11 protein-coding genes are annotated in these 15458 nt (G+C 68.4%); 7 read left to right on the forward strand and 4 right to left on the reverse strand.

The window, feature by feature from the left end; all coding sequences use genetic code 11:
- Positions 1–299 precede the first annotated feature (299 nt).
- From TFU_RS03670 to TFU_RS03685, 4 genes are all read left to right on the forward strand, one after another.
- On the forward strand, positions 300–1457 hold the full coding sequence (locus TFU_RS03670; RefSeq protein WP_011291184.1) for an STM4014 family protein: 1158 nt from the start codon (positions 300–302) through the stop codon (positions 1455–1457).
- 71 nt (positions 1458–1528) lie between these two features.
- On the forward strand, positions 1529–2347 hold the full coding sequence (locus tag TFU_RS03675; protein ID WP_011291185.1) for an STM4013/SEN3800 family hydrolase: 819 nt from the start codon (positions 1529–1531) through the stop codon (positions 2345–2347).
- Positions 2348–2397: 50 nt separating this feature from the next.
- Positions 2398–3741, forward strand: coding sequence for an STM4012 family radical SAM protein (locus tag TFU_RS03680; protein WP_011291186.1), 1344 nt, complete (start codon positions 2398–2400; stop codon positions 3739–3741).
- A complete protein-coding gene (locus TFU_RS03685) occupies positions 3738–4646 on the forward strand; it encodes an STM4011 family radical SAM protein (RefSeq protein WP_011291187.1) in 909 nt (302 codons plus the stop codon). The genes TFU_RS03680 and TFU_RS03685 overlap by 4 nt, the downstream gene beginning before the upstream one ends.
- A 532-nt stretch (positions 4647–5178) precedes the next feature.
- Here TFU_RS03685 and TFU_RS03690 read toward each other — a convergent pair.
- Positions 5179–6111, reverse strand: coding sequence for a hypothetical protein (locus TFU_RS03690; RefSeq protein WP_011291188.1), 933 nt, complete (start codon positions 6109–6111; stop codon positions 5179–5181).
- Between the two features lie 313 nt (positions 6112–6424).
- On the opposite strand from TFU_RS03690, the gene TFU_RS03695 reads away from it, so the two are divergent.
- Positions 6425–7195 carry an OmpA family protein gene (locus tag TFU_RS03695; RefSeq protein ID WP_016188317.1) on the forward strand — a complete coding sequence of 257 codons (771 nt, stop codon included), beginning with the start codon at positions 6425–6427 and terminating at the stop codon, positions 7193–7195.
- Between the two features lie 178 nt (positions 7196–7373).
- Here TFU_RS03695 and TFU_RS03700 read toward each other — a convergent pair whose 3' ends face one another.
- Positions 7374–9158, reverse strand: coding sequence for a hypothetical protein (locus TFU_RS03700; RefSeq protein WP_011291190.1), 1785 nt, complete (start codon positions 9156–9158; stop codon positions 7374–7376).
- Positions 9159–9455: 297 nt separating this feature from the next.
- Here TFU_RS03700 and TFU_RS03705 point away from each other — a divergent pair, with 297 nt between their 5' ends.
- On the forward strand, positions 9456–10877 hold the full coding sequence (locus TFU_RS03705) for an aldehyde dehydrogenase family protein (protein WP_016188319.1): 1422 nt from the start codon (positions 9456–9458) through the stop codon (positions 10875–10877).
- A 286-nt stretch (positions 10878–11163) separates the two neighbouring features.
- On the opposite strand, the gene TFU_RS03710 is transcribed toward TFU_RS03705, so the two are convergent.
- Together TFU_RS03710 and TFU_RS03715 are read right to left on the reverse strand one after the other, a co-directional pair.
- Positions 11164–12159, reverse strand: a complete 996-nt coding sequence (locus TFU_RS03710; RefSeq protein WP_041427714.1) for a trypsin-like serine peptidase — start codon at positions 12157–12159, stop codon at positions 11164–11166.
- Between the two features lie 134 nt (positions 12160–12293).
- Positions 12294–13892 (reverse strand): CocE/NonD family hydrolase, encoded by a 1599-nt coding sequence (locus TFU_RS03715; RefSeq protein WP_011291193.1) that lies wholly within the window; start codon positions 13890–13892, stop codon positions 12294–12296.
- 347 nt (positions 13893–14239) lie between these two features.
- Between TFU_RS03715 and dxr the strand changes: the two genes are divergently transcribed.
- Positions 14240–15454: a 1-deoxy-D-xylulose-5-phosphate reductoisomerase gene (dxr, locus tag TFU_RS03720; protein ID WP_011291194.1), complete on the forward strand. Its 1215-nt coding sequence runs from the start codon at positions 14240–14242 to the stop codon at positions 15452–15454.
- Positions 15455–15458 lie beyond the last annotated feature (4 nt).

Below are 15458 nucleotides of genomic sequence, written 5' to 3' on the forward strand. Positions count from 1 at the left end.
CACTATCGGTGGCTGCCACGCTCTGCGTGGAGCGGATAGGGCAATGCCTCTGACCGGGGTATAGCGCATCCAGCTCTGCTGGGCCATTCTCTTCACCCGTGGTGAGCGCGACCGTTGATGCGACAGCGCTGTTGTGCTCGAGCGGGGAAGGGGAGTTTGCGACCTCTTCGTCTCATGCACAGCAAACTGCAAGGCTTCCCGTGGCCGCATGCCGCGGAGCTGTCTTGACGCGAGGTCGACCACTGTGCCGCCGAACCCGAGGCTGCATCGCGGTCACTGCCCGCTTGTAAGGTCGCCGAGTGGACGTCTCTCCTCTTGCTGTCGTCGCTGTCCCCGGCAGTCGCAGGCTGCACCTGTTCACCCAGGCGGCCCGCGCCGCCGGGCTTCCCGACCCGGTTGTCCTGCCCTGGGCGGAATTAGCTGCCGGGCGGGTGCGGGTGCCGCCCGGGGCCCTGGTCCGGGTTGACTCCCCCGGGGAAGACGCTGAGACAGCACGGCTGCTCCGCGGACTCAGCCGTGCTCCGGACCTCCACCGGGTGGAAGGCAGCGCGGCCTTCCACACGGGTTTGTGTTCTGCGCTAGAGCGGCTCGCCGCGGCTGTGGGCGCTGCTCCCGGGGCCCGGCTGCTCCAAGACCCCGCTGATCTTGTCGTCATGTGCGACAAACGGCGCTGCCATGCCCGCTTGAGTGCCGCCGGAGTCCCGGTTCCGCCTGCCTTGGACCGTCGAGTCACCAGTTACGCGGACCTGCGCGCGCAGCTAGCGGAGCGCGGCTGGGCTCGGGTGTTCGTCAAACCCGTGCACGGCTCCTCCGCGTCCGGGGTGGTGGCGTTGACCGTGCACCGCGACCGGGTCCACGCGGTCACCTCCGCTGACCTGGTGCACGCCAGCACCGGGGTCGCGCTCTACAACAGTCTGCGTATCCGCACCTACACCGATGAGGCCGAAGTGGCGGCCCTCATCGACACGCTGTGCGCTGACGGGGTGCACGTGGAACGCTGGCTGCCGAAAGCGGGACTCCACGGTCGCACTATCGACCTGCGGGTGCTGGTCGTGGCGGGCCGCGCCACCCACGTGGTGGTGCGCTCATCGACCTCGCCCATGACCAACCTGCATTTGGGGAACGCGCGCGGGGACCTGGCCGCGTTGCGCGCCCGGATGGGGGAAGCCGCCTGGCACACCGCGATGCAGACCGCGGAGGCCGCTGCCGCGTGTTTTCCCCGCACGCTGCACGCCGGTGTCGACCTGCTGCTGGCACCCGGCTGGCACCGCAGCGTCGTGTGCGAGGTCAACGCGTTCGGGGACCTCCTCCCCGGGGTCCTGCATGAAGGGCGCGACACCTACGCCGAACAGTTGCACGCTGTGCGCACCGGACGGTTCACCCCGCTGCCGCCCCGGACAGTGCGGGAGCAGTCCAGTGGAAGCGCGGGAAAGGAAACGGTGGTGGCCGCGGACTGAGCCGTGCCTGCGACCCGACACGCCCCAACCGAGACCGGACTTGCCTGGACCCCTCTCTAACGGAGCCGCCGATGGACACCCGCCCCAACATGAACGACGTGGTCGGCACCCACGACATCCTGCTGATCACCTTGGACACGCTGCGCTACGACGTGGCGGACCGTCTCGCCCGGGAGGGACGCACCCCGAACCTCGCTGCCGTGCTCCCCGACGGGAGGTGGGAGCGGCGGCACGCCCCCGCGAGTTTCACCTACGCCTCCCACCTGGCCATGCTCGCCGGGTTCCTGCCCACCCCCGCCGCGCCTGGCCCGCATCCCCGACTGTTTGCTGCCGCTTTTCCCGGGAGTGCCACCACAGACGAGTACACGTGGACTTTTACGGCCCCGGACCTGCCGACCGCGTTAGCTGAAGTCGGCTACCACACGGCGTGCGTGGGCGGCACAGGGTTCTTCAACCGGCGTTCCGCGCTCGGCTCAGTCCTGCCGGACCTGTTCGCGGAAAGCCGCTGGGAGCCGTCGTTCGGGGTGACCGAGCCTGCCTCTTTTGAACACCAGGTGGCGTGCGCGACCGGCATCATCGCGGCCACCCCGGCGCAGCAGCCCCTGTTTCTGCTGGTGAACGTGGCCGCGCTCCACCAGCCCAACTGGTTCTACCTGCCTGGGGCGACCCGAGAGGACGGGGACTCGCCTGCCAGCCACGCCGCCGCCCTTGAATACGTCGACCGGCACATTCCCGCGCTGTTCGAAGCGGCTGCGTCCCGGCGCCCGTGCTTCACCATCATCTGCTCCGACCACGGCACCGCCTACGGCGAGGACGGTTACACCGGGCACAGGATCGGCCACGAAACAGTGTGGACGGTCCCCTACGCCCACTTTGTCCTCGGCCACTGACTCGTGGCGGGCCTGCCCGTATCCGACACCGCAGAAAGACTGGCATCCCTGTGACCACACTGCACAGCTATCCCGTTGCCGCGCCCCCCGCGGACACGCCGTACCGCACCTACGTCTACGGCTATCCGCACAAGACCGCCTACCGTCCGCTCATCCCGGCCCCGCGGCTGGCCGACGTGTGGCGGGACGAGCCCACCGATGCCCTGTTCCTGTACTTCCACATTCCGTTCTGTGAAGTGCGCTGCGGGTTCTGCAACCTGTTCACCCGCGCGGTACCGCCTGCCGAGCAGGTCACTGCCTACCTGGATGCGCTTGCCCGGCAGGCTGAGGCGGTCGCGGACGCGCTCGGCGGCACAGCGCGGTTCGCCCGTGCTGCTTTCGGCGGCGGCACTCCCACCTATCTGACCGCTGACGAACTCCACCGGCTCTACGACCTGGCCGACCGGGTTCTTGGCGTGGATTTGGCGGCCATTCCCACGTCGGTGGAGACTTCTCCGGCAACCGCCACCCCGGAGCGTCTCGATGTGGTGGCGGCCCGCGGGGCCAGCCGGATCAGTATCGGGGTGCAGAGTTTCCTGGACGCCGAGGCGCACGCGGTGGGGCGGCCGCAGCGCCGCGCCGACGTGGACCGGGCGCTTGCCGCGATCCGCAGCCACGCCCCGCGCGCCCGGCTCAACATCGACCTCATCTACGGCATTGCCGGGCAGACCCCGGACAGTTGGCGCTATTCGCTGGACGCTGCCGTGGCGTACCGGCCGGAGGAGATCTACCTGTACCCGCTGTATGTGCGCCCGCTGACCGGGTTGGGGAAGCGCGGCCGGGCGTGGGACGACCAGCGCCGCACCCTCTACCAGCAGGGCCGCGACTATCTGCTGGAGCGCGGCTATCGGCAGGTGTCGATGCGCATGTTCGAGCGGGTTGATGCGCCGTCGGAGACGGGGCCCGCCTACTGCTGTCAGACTGACGGCATGGTCGGTTTGGGCTGCGGGGCCCGCTCCTACACCCGCGGGCTGCACTATTCCTTCGATTACGCGGTCGGTGTGCGTCAGGTGCGGGCGATCCTCGACGACTACATTTCCCGTGGTCCGGGCGGGTTCGACTGTGCCGAAGTGGGGTTCCGGCTTGACGAGGACGAGCGGCGGCGGCGCCACCTGCTGCAGTCGCTGCTGCAAGCCGACGGTCTCGACCTTGACTGGTACCGGTCGCGGTTCGCTTCTGATCCGCGCACCGACTTTCCCGCGGAGTTCGCGGTTTTGACCCAGCGTGGCTGGGTGACGGAAACCTCCCGGGTGGTGCGGCTCACCGACGAAGGGCTCGCCTACTCCGACACGGTGGGTCCGCTGTTCTTCTCACCCAGGGTGACCAGGCTGATGGCGGAGTACGACGCGCGATGACTCTTCCCCACGACATAACCATCTTGTATCGGGGGCCGCTGGCCAGTTGCGACTACGACTGCTCGTACTGTCCGTTCGCTAAGCGGCGCGACACCCCGGAGCAGTTGCGCGCCGACCGTGCCGCCGTGGAACGGTTCGTGGACTGGGTGGCCAGCCAGGCTACGCAAAGCCCGGGAAAACGTATCTCCGTCCTGTTCACCCCGTGGGGGGAAGGACTTGTCCGGTCGTGGTACCGCGCCGCGATGGTGCGGCTCAGCCACCTGCCGCATGTGGAGCGGGTCGCTATCCAGACCAATTTGAGCTGTCGTGTTGAATGGTTGGCCGAATGCGACCGGGAGACCGCGGCGTTGTGGGCGACTTTCCATCCCTCGCAGACCCGGTATGAGCGGTTCCTCGCCAAATGCTTCCGGTTGCGGGAGCTCGGGGTGCGGTTCAGTGTGGGCATTGTCGGGCTGCCGGAGCATTTGGCTGCGGCCTGCCGCCTCCGCGCTGACCTGCCGGACGACGTCTACCTGTGGGTGAATGCTGTGGGAGGCCGCTCGTACACGGATGCCGAGGCAGCACCCTGGCAGGAGATTGATCCGCTGTTCCCCTACAGCCGGGATCCGCATCCCAGTCGGGGGCGGCTGTGCCGGACAGGGAACACGGTGGTCTCCGTGTTCGGGGACGGCACGGTGCGCCGCTGCCATTTCCTGCCCACGGAACTCGGCAACTTGTACGACGGGTCTTTCGTGGCGCGGCTCCGTCCCCGCCCGTGCCCGGCAGCCAGTTGCGACTGCCATATCGGCTACGTCCACTTGGAGTCCCTCGACTTGTATGACGTGTTCCGCGGCGGCGTGCTGGAACGGATTCCCGCGGGTTGGGGGCGCGGGGAGCTCAGCCCGCAGTCGTCGCGGTGCCGGTGAGGCCGGTCGCACTCTGAAAAACGAAGGGGCGGGGACCCCGTGGGGTAGGTCCCCGCCGGTCGTGGAACCCTTCAGGTCAGAGCTTTCCGGCGCCGGTGCGCACGATGCTTGGAGTGCTGCTGGGGGTGTCGAGGGCGGAGGGGAGGGCGCCCACTGCCGTTGGGGCGCTCACTACCAGGGTGCGGACCGCGGTGGTCGCGGCGTCTGCCAGCGCTCCGGGGGTCGTCGAGCCGGAGCGGCCGCTGGGTGCGCTCGCATAGGCAGCCTTTCGTCGGGTGTGCTGCCGGCACCGATGGCGGCCGAGGGGCGGTCCGCCGTGGGGATATCGGTGACGACGGCAGGACGTGAAGGGAAGGCACGGCTTGGGCCGTGCCTTCGATCGGTGGAGGAGCCACCTTGACGGACACCGCGCTGTTAAGAAAGCGCTTTCCGTAAAGGAATTGTTACGGAGGGAATGCGATCGTGTCAATAGTTGACGTTGATTCACGGGTTTCCGCAGGACACGAAGGCTGCCCGTGGTCTGCGAGCAACGCTACGACGCGGCCGCAGGGGAACGCTCCACCCCCAGCATCGCGATCACAGCCAAAAGCCGGTCCCGCAGTACCTGCCCGCGTTCGCTGAACTCCCGCTGCGCCGCGGTGAACTCCGCCTTGCCCTCCGGGGTTTCAATGCACACCGGGGCATACCCGTGGTCGGACAGGTCGTAGGGGGAGGCGCGCATGTCCAGCTCCCGGATGTCCCGCGCCAACGCGAAGCAGTCCAACAGCAGCTCGCCGGGGACCGCGGGGGAGAGCTTGTACGCCCACTTGTAGCAGTCCATGGTGGCGTGCAGGCAGCCCGGCTGGTCGAGGGCGATCTGGCTTTCCCGGGTGGGCTGCAACTGGTTGAGCGGACGCGCCTCGGCCGTGAAGAACCGGAACGCGTCAAAATGCGAGCAGCGGATCCGATGCGACTCCACGACCCGGTCGGTGCCCTCGGCACCGAGCCGCAACGGCAGCGCATGCCGCCGCTCCTCAGGGGACTGCCGGTAGACCATCGCCCACTCGTGCAGGGCGAAACAGCTGAAGTTCGCGCTGCGCGCCCGAACCGCGGACAGCAGGTCGGCGATGAACCGCACCGCTTTGCCCCGGTCGGCGAGGAAAGCCGCGACGTCCAACTCCACACCCGTCACCGGGTCGCCGGAAGGCCCCGGGACCGTGGTCGTGCGGTACCAGCGGCGGAACACGTTCCGCGCGGACTCGCCGAGCAGCACCACTCCCGGTCCGGGATGCCAGCGACGCAATTGGGCGGGACGGTAGCTGTAGTAGGTGAACAGGAAGCTCTCCACCGGCCGCGCCTCCGGGCGCTGGGCGCTGCGGATGAACTCTTCGGCACGCGCGGCATGCCGGGCGGCGCGTTCCTGCCATTCCCGCTCGGTGAGAACGGTGCGGGGGTGAGCTGTCGCGAAAGGGGAAGAGCTGTCCATGACCACTCCAGGGTAGGACGTCGGGCAGGTCGGATGTATCCCGCTTCGTGGCGACGTTACCCGCCTCACAGGCAGAGTGATCTGCGTCACTTATTTCGCGGGAAGTTTTCAGCGGAGAAGTCGGACACGCCTGCCGCGCCCAACCGGGCAAATGGTGAGAAAACCGCGGCTCTGCATCCTGGGAAAGGCGTCGGGAAACCCTTTGCTGTCCTGCACTGAATCCCGTCCTGGACTGGGGTTTTCTACTCTCAGTCGCGTGACGGAACGACACTATGGGCAATGGCGGATCGCAGCGGTCCGGAACACGAGGACCGTGGGCTGGGCTCGAGAGCCACGGAAAGGACCGTGGTCCGGCTACGTCACCCTCCCCCTTGTCGGTGTCCTCGCCCTCGGCTTGTTCGCGTTCTCGGCCGTCCTGTTCCCGCCGGCAGCGCCTGAACAAGACACGATTGCTGTGGACACGCCAGAAGAGTCCGCGAACCCCGCAACGCCCCCGACCACCGCGGAGCCGCAGGAGCGGACCGCGGACGCCGACGTCTCCCCGCCCCAGGAAGACGCGGCACCCCTCCCCGAAGACCACCGGGCGCAGGCAGACGAGAACCACGAGCCCCAGGCAGACCCGCCCCGCACCATTACCGCGGTCGTCCACTTCTCCCACAACGGCACCGAACTCACCTACGAGGGGATCGTGGAACTGCAGCGCTTCGCGGAGGAAGCTGCCGCAGCCGACGCCTCCTGGGTGCGGATCGACGGGTACGGGGACGACACCGGCACCCCGGAAGCCAACCTGCAGGTGTCCTTGCAGCGCTCGGAAGAAGCCGCGGCATTCCTCCAAGAGATGATGCCGGTCGACGGGGTCGCCTTCATCACCGCCGGGCATGGCGCCGCCAACCCGATCGCCGACAACAGCACCGTGGAAGGCCGGGCCCGCAATCGGCGGATCGAGGCGGTCGCGGGCACCGACGCCGACTTCGCCCGCCTCTTCGATGCGGGCAGCACGCCCGCTATGCGGATGACCGAACCCGACAGCGACCCCGAACACGAGCCTGCGGCCGAACAGTCGCCGTTGCATCCAGGCCCCTAACCTGGTTTTCTCCGGGTGCGGCGGCCATGCCAGGCGCCGACAGCGGGCAGTAGAGTGCAGCGCGTGCCGATGCAGTCTTCGGGCCGCGGGCGTCGACCCGCCACGAGAGGCGGCAGCAAAAACAGGCACGGGCCACCGGCCTGTCCCGCGGCCCGAAGACCGGCCCGGCACGCTCCCGTCAATTCGTGCTGTGCACGGGCAGGTGACGGCCGAGATACCCGATGTAGATCCGGTTGGTCCGCCCGGGACCCAAGTCCGGGTAGTAGTACAGGCGCGGGCAGACCCCGTACTCGGTGTCCAGTTTGATGTGCGCGAACATGGGGACCACCCCGTCCGGGTGCACTTCGGTAGGCACCCGGAAGATGCGTTTGCCGCTGAACTTCGCCCGGTTCTGCACGGTGTCGCTCTCGTGGGCGGCCATCCGCTTCACCGGGATGGTGAAGAAGCCGTCAGGCTGGTCCCGCAGATAGTCGTGGAGCGGTTTGCTGTTCTCCGGGTGGGTCAACTGGTAGCGCACGTAGTCGTTGAGGGCCCGCAGCGCCTCCCACGCTTTCGTCACCCACAGCCGTTCTTTCTTGTGGCCGCTGAGCTCCCGCATGTCGTCGAGCGCGTCGTCGATCGTCACCCGCAGATAGGGGAAGGAGGTCTCATCGGTCATCCGCTCCCACAGTTCTTCGAAGTCCTCGGGCGGGACTTCGCTCGGCGGGATCGGAGGGTGGGTGGCAGCCGTCTCGTAGTGGCCGAAGTTGCGGAGCTGGTCGCGCAGCCACGTGTTCTCGTAGCGGGCTTTGCGTAACTGCTCCCGGTACTGGTTGCGTTCCCGCACCGTCTCCCTAAGTTCGGAGCGCAACTGCTCGTAGTCCCGTTCCAGCTCGGCGAGGCGCGCATTGCGCCGTTTCAGTTCGGCGGCCAACGCCAGGGTGCGTTCCCGTTCCGCGTCCGTGGGGTCGGGGGCGGGGGAGCGTGCCGCGGTCGCAGACTCGGTGCGGTAGACGACAGTCGCTTTGGAGACGCGCGGCGCCACAGGGGAGGCGGGAAGGTCCGCTTCCTCCTCGTCCAGCAGCGCGTCCACGTGGAGCAGCGCGTCAGGCAGCGCAAGGTTCAGTGCGGTGGTGTGCAGTGCGGGCATGAGTTTTCTGCCGACCCGGGCGCGGATCATCCTGCCGGTGCGGGACTCGTCCATGCTGCGCGCGCTGAGCATGGGGTGGCGCAGGTGGTCGGTGAGGTCGGTCAACTGCACCCCGGGCAGGAAGGTGCGGACCCCGCCCATGGGGATGCTGAAGTCTTTGGGGAGGCGGGCAGCCACCCGCTGCTGGGCTGCCCGGTCGAGCACATAGCCGGAGTACATGCCGCACGCGAGCTTGAGCACTTGCCCTATCGCGTTCTGCCAGGTGAGGACGGTGAGGTCTGCGGGGACCCCGGTGGCGACCAGCGCGAGCCTGCGGGAGCTGTCGCAGATCGCGGTCAGCAGCGCCTCGACGGCCTGCTCGTCGCGGCCGCGGACGATGACCGGGGTTTCGGTGAGCATGGCCGCGCCGTCGAAGCACCGTGCCGAGTTCAGAAACGACCGCACGAGTTTGGGCCGGACCACTTCGAAGACCCCTTCACCGCCCACACCGATCCTCTCCCGGGGGGATGTCGCGGTCATCTCGATCCAGACGGTGCGATCGGCTTCGCGCCCCGGGTCGGACACGGCAGTCAGCACGGTCTGCCAGACGGTTCCGCTGCGCTCGTGCAAGGACTCGGTTTTGAGCCGGACAAAACGCAGGTTTTCGTCGGGGTTGTCGTGCCGGATGACTTTCACGGTGTAGCGGTGGTCCACCACGTAGTGCCCGGACCGGCTCATGTCCGGGGTCCAGCCGTCGGACTTCTGCGCAAGCCAGGCCGAAAACGTGTCGAGGCTCAGGTCGACGACGTCGCACGGCGGTGGAACGGTGAAAAGAGTGCGGTAAACGAGTGGCAAGCGGTGATCTCCAAATAACGGTTCTCGTCGCGGTCTCCTTGATGCAAGGCTCGGGCAGAAGGATTCCTACCCTGAACACGCGGAACAGCGGGGGAGGACCGTCGCGCGCTCTGACACCAGAGTGGCTGACCGGCATCGGCTGCGCCACCGAATGGAGACAACTGTGCACAACACTCGCACAGGCCCGCGGGAAAGGCGCGGGAACAGTGCAGAAATCGCCAGGATGGAGTGAAGGCCTGCGTTGTTGGGCCCGAATGGATGAGGAAGACGACACTGCGAAGCAGTAGCGTCACGAACATGTCTCAACGTCCGTTCTGGCTGGCCGGGTCAGCAACTACCGGCGACAACGAACTCACTGTCACCAACCCCTACACGGGGCAGACCGTGGCAACGGTCGCCGTCCCCTCCCCGGAACAGGTCGACCAGGCTGTGGCTGCCGCGCACGGTGCCCTCGACGCCACCGCGGCGCTCCCCGCCCACGTGCGCGCTACGGCCCTCGCCCACGTGGCACGGCGGCTCCAGGAGCGCTCCGAAGAGATCGCCCAGCTCATCACTGCGGAGAGCGGGAAGCCGATCTTGTGGGCGCGTGCCGAGGTGGGGCGGGCTGTCTCCGTGTTCACCTGGGCTGCAGAAGAGGTCCGCCGCGACAGCGGGCGGGTGCAGCGCTTGGACACCGACAGTGCGGGGGAGGGTCGGATCGCGTTGATCCGCCGCGTCCCCAAGGGTGCAGTGCTGGCAATCTCCCCGTTCAATTTCCCCCTCAACTTGGTCGCGCACAAGGTCGCTCCGGCGATCGCGGTGGGCGCGCCTATCGTGGTTAAGCCCGCTCCCGCGACGCCTCTTTCTGCATTGGTGCTCGGCGAGATCCTCGCTGAAACCGATCTGCCGGCCGGGGCGTTCTCCGTGCTGCCGATGCCGAACGAACTGGCGCAGCCGCTCATCACCGACGAACGGCTGCCGGTTATCTCGTTCACCGGCGGCCAGTTCGGCTGGGAGCTGCGCAAGATGGCCCCGAACAAGCACGTCACCCTCGAACTGGGTGGGAATGCTGCGGCCGTGGTGCTGGCCGACGCCGACTTGGACTGGGCGGCCCGGCGGATCGCCCTGTTCGGCAACAACCAGGCCGGCCAGGTCTGTATCGGCGTGCAGCGGGTCATCGTGGAGGACGCCGTCTACGACGAGTTCGCCGCGAAGCTGGTCCAGCGGGTCGAAGAGCTGGTGACCGGGGACCCCGCCGACGAGGCCACCCAGGTGGGGCCGCTCATCAACGAGGCTGCCGCGGCCCGCGTCGAGCAGTGGGTGAACGAGGCGGTGGCGGGTGGGGCCACGGTTCTCACCGGCGGCACCCGGGACGGGGTGACCATGGCTCCGACCGTGCTGGCGGACGTCCCCGACGACGCGAAGGTGGTGTGCGAGGAGGTCTTCGGCCCGGTGATGGTGCTGCGCCGGGTCAGCGGCGTGGATGAGGCGTTCGCCGAGGTCAACAACAGCAAGTACGGCTTGCAGGCGGGGGTGTTCACCCGGGATCTGGCGACGGCGTTCCGGGCGCACCGCGAGCTGAAGGTGGGCGGGGTCATCATCGGTGACGTGCCCACGTACCGCGCCGACCAGATGCCCTACGGCGGCGTGAAGAAGTCCGGGGTCGGCAAGGAGGGGGTGCGTTCCGCGATGGACGACCTGACCGACGAACGGGTGATGGTGCTCACCGGGGTGCTGTAACCCGCATGCGAAGCGCGGCCTCGGAGCTGGTCTTCCGGTCCCGGCTCCGGGGCTGCGGGTGGTGCCGCCCGACGCGTGCCCGGGCGGCCGGGGCCGGGCTGGACGCCGCCTCCACGTTACTCGTCCGGCTCGGCCCTTCCCTTGTCTCTACGGGTGGTGGGTGCGGGGCTGTGCTGCGAGTGGGCGGCAGCCGCACGGTCTGCGGCATGCCTGTGTGCCCGGCGGACCCTGCGGGTGGGCCCGCCGGGCGGTGTGTGCAGCCGGCACTCGGGTGCCGGTGGTCCGGTTACAGGATCTGCGCGGCCTCGTAGACGCGCCGGGCTTCGTCGCCGAGCCGGGGACCGTATTGGACAGCGGCGTTGTCGGTGTACTTGAAGCTGGTCAGCGAGGTGATGGTTCCGGTTCCGGTGGTGGTGTCGAAGTCGGCGAACCACGGTCCGCCGCTGGAGCCTTGGGTCATGGCGCAGTCCATGCCAGAGCCTAGGGTGCCCTGCCGGTCGGCGTGGGTGGCGCCCGCGCAGTAGTACAGGTGGCGTCCCGAATAGGGCGGGGACGACGGGTAGCCGAAGGCGTGCACGTAGGGGGCGATGCGTCCGCTGAAGGAGACTTTCTGGGCCCCGGTGCGGTCGGCGACGTGCCGTCCCCGAAGGTCGGTGTTGAGGACGACGAAACCGAAGTCGTAGCTGTCGTCCCCTTGCCGGGACCACTTGGGGGAGACGAGCATGTCGCGGGCGGTGTACCGGCCGTAGGGGGCGCGACCGTCCGCGTAACCGGGGACGAAGATCCAGTTCTCCGCCCACGAGCCGGTCTTGTTCTTCAGGCAGTGCCCTGCGGTGAGGACAGTGTCGCGGTTCTGCGCGTTGATCACCGAGGCAGTGCAGGTGTAGTCCACGCCGTCCAAGGTGAGGTACACCCGTCCGGTGGTGGCGGCGACCAGGCCTCCCCCGGTCCAGCGGCGGACCGAGGAGTCGGACAGGCTAGTCGTGTCGGTGTCGGTGTCGGTGTCGGTGTCGGAGGCGCGGCGGCCGCCGAGGAGGGACAGGGAGACGGGCAGGTCGTCGAGGGCGGAGGGAAGGGGGAGGGCGGCAGCCATGCGGTCGGGGGTCCAGTAGGCCGCGACGGCGCGCTGCTGCTCGGGGGTGGTCGCCGCGGACTGGTGCACCACCTCTGGGGCCGGGTCCAGGGGGACCGGGTGGGAGGGTTCAACAGCCGAGGCGGGGGCTATCCCGGCTGCGACAAGCGTGAGTGAGGCGAGGAACGCATACATGATTGACCGGTTCATGTCCCCGAAGCATGCCACACTCTCCGTGTTCAAGTGACTTCTTTTAGTTATCTTTGCTGGCTGTGCGGGGACGAACCGCGGAAAAGGCACGGCCTCCCCGGCGCGGAGGGAGGCCGTGGTCCAGGGGTCAGCCGTTAGGCCGTGGGAATGCGCAGCCAGGACGGGTCGCCGGCGGGGGAGCTCACCGTGACGGTGCTGCCCACGCCGTTCTCGCTGCCGTAACGCAGGTCCTGGCCGTCGATGACGAGGGCGAGGCGGTGTCCGGAGGGGACGCGCCATACCACGGGTTCCAGGGCGATCTCCACGGTCTGCGCCTGGCCGGGGGTGGCTCCGCGCAGGGTGTAGGGCTTGTGCGTGATGAGCGCTCCCGTGCCCGAGGAGTTCACCGCGTACAGGTAGACGAACAGGCTGGCCTCAGACCGGTTGGGGGTGACCGTCAACCGCAGGCGCGGGGTGCCGCTGACGGTGACGTTGGTGAGGGCCGGACCGGTCCACACCCCCGCGTAGACCCGGCTGACCAGGGGCAGCGCCACCCCGGTGGGGATCTGGGCGAGCTGCTGGATTGCGCCGCTGAGCATGAGGGCTCCGCTGTTGGCGGTGGTGCCCAGCGCGGTGCGGATCTGGTAGTTCCAGCCGGTGGCGGGGTCGGGGGAGAGGCCGCCCGTGCTGAGCCAGTTGGTCCAACTGGCCGCGGGCTTGGTCAGGTGGTAGACGAGCTCCCCGGAGGAGACCGACTCCCAGTCGGGGTATCCGGTCCACGGTCCGCTGCCGCTGTTCGGCTTCACCTGGACGGGGGGTTCGGTGTTGATGCCGTTGTCGATGCCGCGCAGGTGGTGGTCGAACCAGCGGTTCAGCGACTCCCACGTCTCGTTGGGCAGGCCGAACGCGCCGAACGCCTCTTGGGTGGCGTGGTCGCCTGGGGCCAGCATCAGCCGCTTGGGGGTGGTCAGCGCGCTGTAGAAGTCGATGATCTGGCCGGGCGGGAAGATGCCGTCGTTCCAGGCGTGCGCGATCATGACCGCGGTGCCGTGCGCGTTGATGGCGTCGACTTTGGTCGCGGGGGAGCGCACGGGGGCGGCGTCCAGGGCGGGCTGCACGTCGCCTCGGCGGTAGCCCTGCTCCATCTCCTGGAGGGTGGTGCCGGGCCGCCCGGTCAGGTGGGCGGAGGAGAGCAGGAGTTCGACGGCCTGGGTGCTGAAGGTTTCGTTGGGGTAGATGGAGGCGGTGAGGTCAGCCCAGCCGCTCATGGCGCCGACGGCTTTGATCCGCGCGTCTTCGGCGGCGGTGAGCAGGCTGATGCCTGCGCCGTAGGAGATGCCGGCCATGCCGATACGGTCCGGGTCGGCGTCGGTGTTGGCGAGCGCCCAGTCGATGATGGCGCGGGCGTCGGCGACGTCCCGTGGTCCGGCGACTTCGATCCGGCCCCCGGATTCGTGGAAGCCGCGGGAGGTGTAGCTGATCACCTGGTAGCCGGATTCGCGGGCGAGTTTCCAGGCCGCGCCCACGTAGAGCAGTTTGTTCGTGGACCAGGCCGAAGGCATGACGAGGAGGGGGTGGGGGCCTTCGGTGCCGGTCGGGGTGATGACGAGTGCGCTGAGTTCCGTCCCGTCGTCGACGGGGATGCGGACTTTCTGGGTGGTGGACCCGACAGTAGCGTGAGCGGGGGGTGACAGTACTGCTGCGCTGAGTAGCGCAGCAAGGGTGACGCTGATGACTGCGGACAGTCGTTTCATAAGACCTCGTTCCGGAATGAGCGGGAGATACCGACGGCCGCGCCTGCCGTCGCATCCCGGGTGGGCCGTAGGGGGCCTTTGGGGAGGCCCCCGCTACTGTGAAGTAAGTTACTTCGTCGTTAAGTTAAAGCCGGGATAAGTCTTTTGTAAAGGCCTTCTTGTGAAGGCACTCACTCTTCCTGGTGGGGAAGGCCACTGGGCTGCGTGTCTCCTGGCTTCACCGGTACCGCGCCCTCGAAGCCGCCGATCCAGGACAAACGAAGCGGACGCTACGCCACAATGGGGGTGTGACCACTGCTGTTCCACCCCAAGAGGTGTTCGACCCGACCCCCGCACCGGCTGCCCGCATGCCACGCAGAGTCGTCATCCTCGGCTCCACCGGATCGATCGGCACCCAAGCCATCGAGGTGGTCCGGCAAGAACCCCACCGCTTCGACGTAGTCGGACTCGCCGCTGGCGGCGGACGCCTCGACCTGCTCGCCGACCAAGCCTGCGCCCTCGACGTCCAAGCCGTCGCGGTCGCCGACGCCGTCAAAGCCGCTGAACTGCGCGACAAGCTCTCCGCACGGGGCAGTGCCGCCAAAGTCCTAGCCGGACCCGAAGGAGTCGCGGAGCTCGCCGCCTGGGACTGCGACGTGGTGCTCAACGGCATCACCGGGGCGCTCGGCCTGGAATCCACCCTCGCTGCGCTGCGCGCCGGACGGCTGCTCGCCCTTGCCAACAAAGAATCGCTGATCATCGGCGGCCCGCTCGTCCGGGAGCTCGCCGTCCCCGGACAGATCGTGCCCGTGGACTCCGAGCACTACGCGATCGCCCAGTGCTTCCCCCGCCTGCCCGCCGACCAGCTCACCAGCCTGGCGCAAGGCAACCTCGCCGCCCGCCGCGACCACGTGCGCCGCCTCGTCATCACCGCCAGCGGCGGACCGTTCCGCGGCCGCTCCTCCGCCGAGCTCGCCGACGTCACCCCCGAGCAGGCGCTCGCCCACCCCACGTGGCGCATGGGCCCGGTCATCACCATCAACTCCGCGACCCTGGTCAACAAAGGGCTGGAAGTCATCGAAGCGCACCTGCTCTTCGACATCCCCTTCGAACAGATCGAGGTCGTCGTCCACCCGCAGTCGGTCATCCACTCGATGGTGGAGTACGTCGACGGCTCCACCATCGCCCAGGCGAGCCCGCCCAGCATGCGCATCCCCATCGCCTACGGCATCGCCTGGCCGGACCGGGTCCCGGAAGCCGCTCCCGCCATCGACTGGACCCGGGCCCACCAGTGGACCTTCGAACCCCTCGACCACGAGGCGTTCCCCGCCGTGCGGCTGGCCTGCGAAGTCGGATCTGTGGGCGGGACCGCGCCGGCCGTGTACAACGCCGCCAACGAGGAGGCCGTCGCCGCTTTCCTCGCCGGGCGTCTGGCATTTCCGGCGATCCTGGACACCGTGGCGCGGGTAGTCTCAGAACACCGGGGAGAGAGCCGAGGGACTGTGCCGCGGCTCGAAGACGTCTACGAAGCCGACGACTGGGCCCGACAACGGGCCAAGGAGCTCATCTCCCGGCAGGGATGAGGAG

This window comes from Thermobifida fusca YX (assembly GCF_000012405.1).
In the GTDB taxonomy this organism is placed as follows: domain Bacteria; phylum Actinomycetota; class Actinomycetes; order Streptosporangiales; family Streptosporangiaceae; genus Thermobifida; species Thermobifida fusca.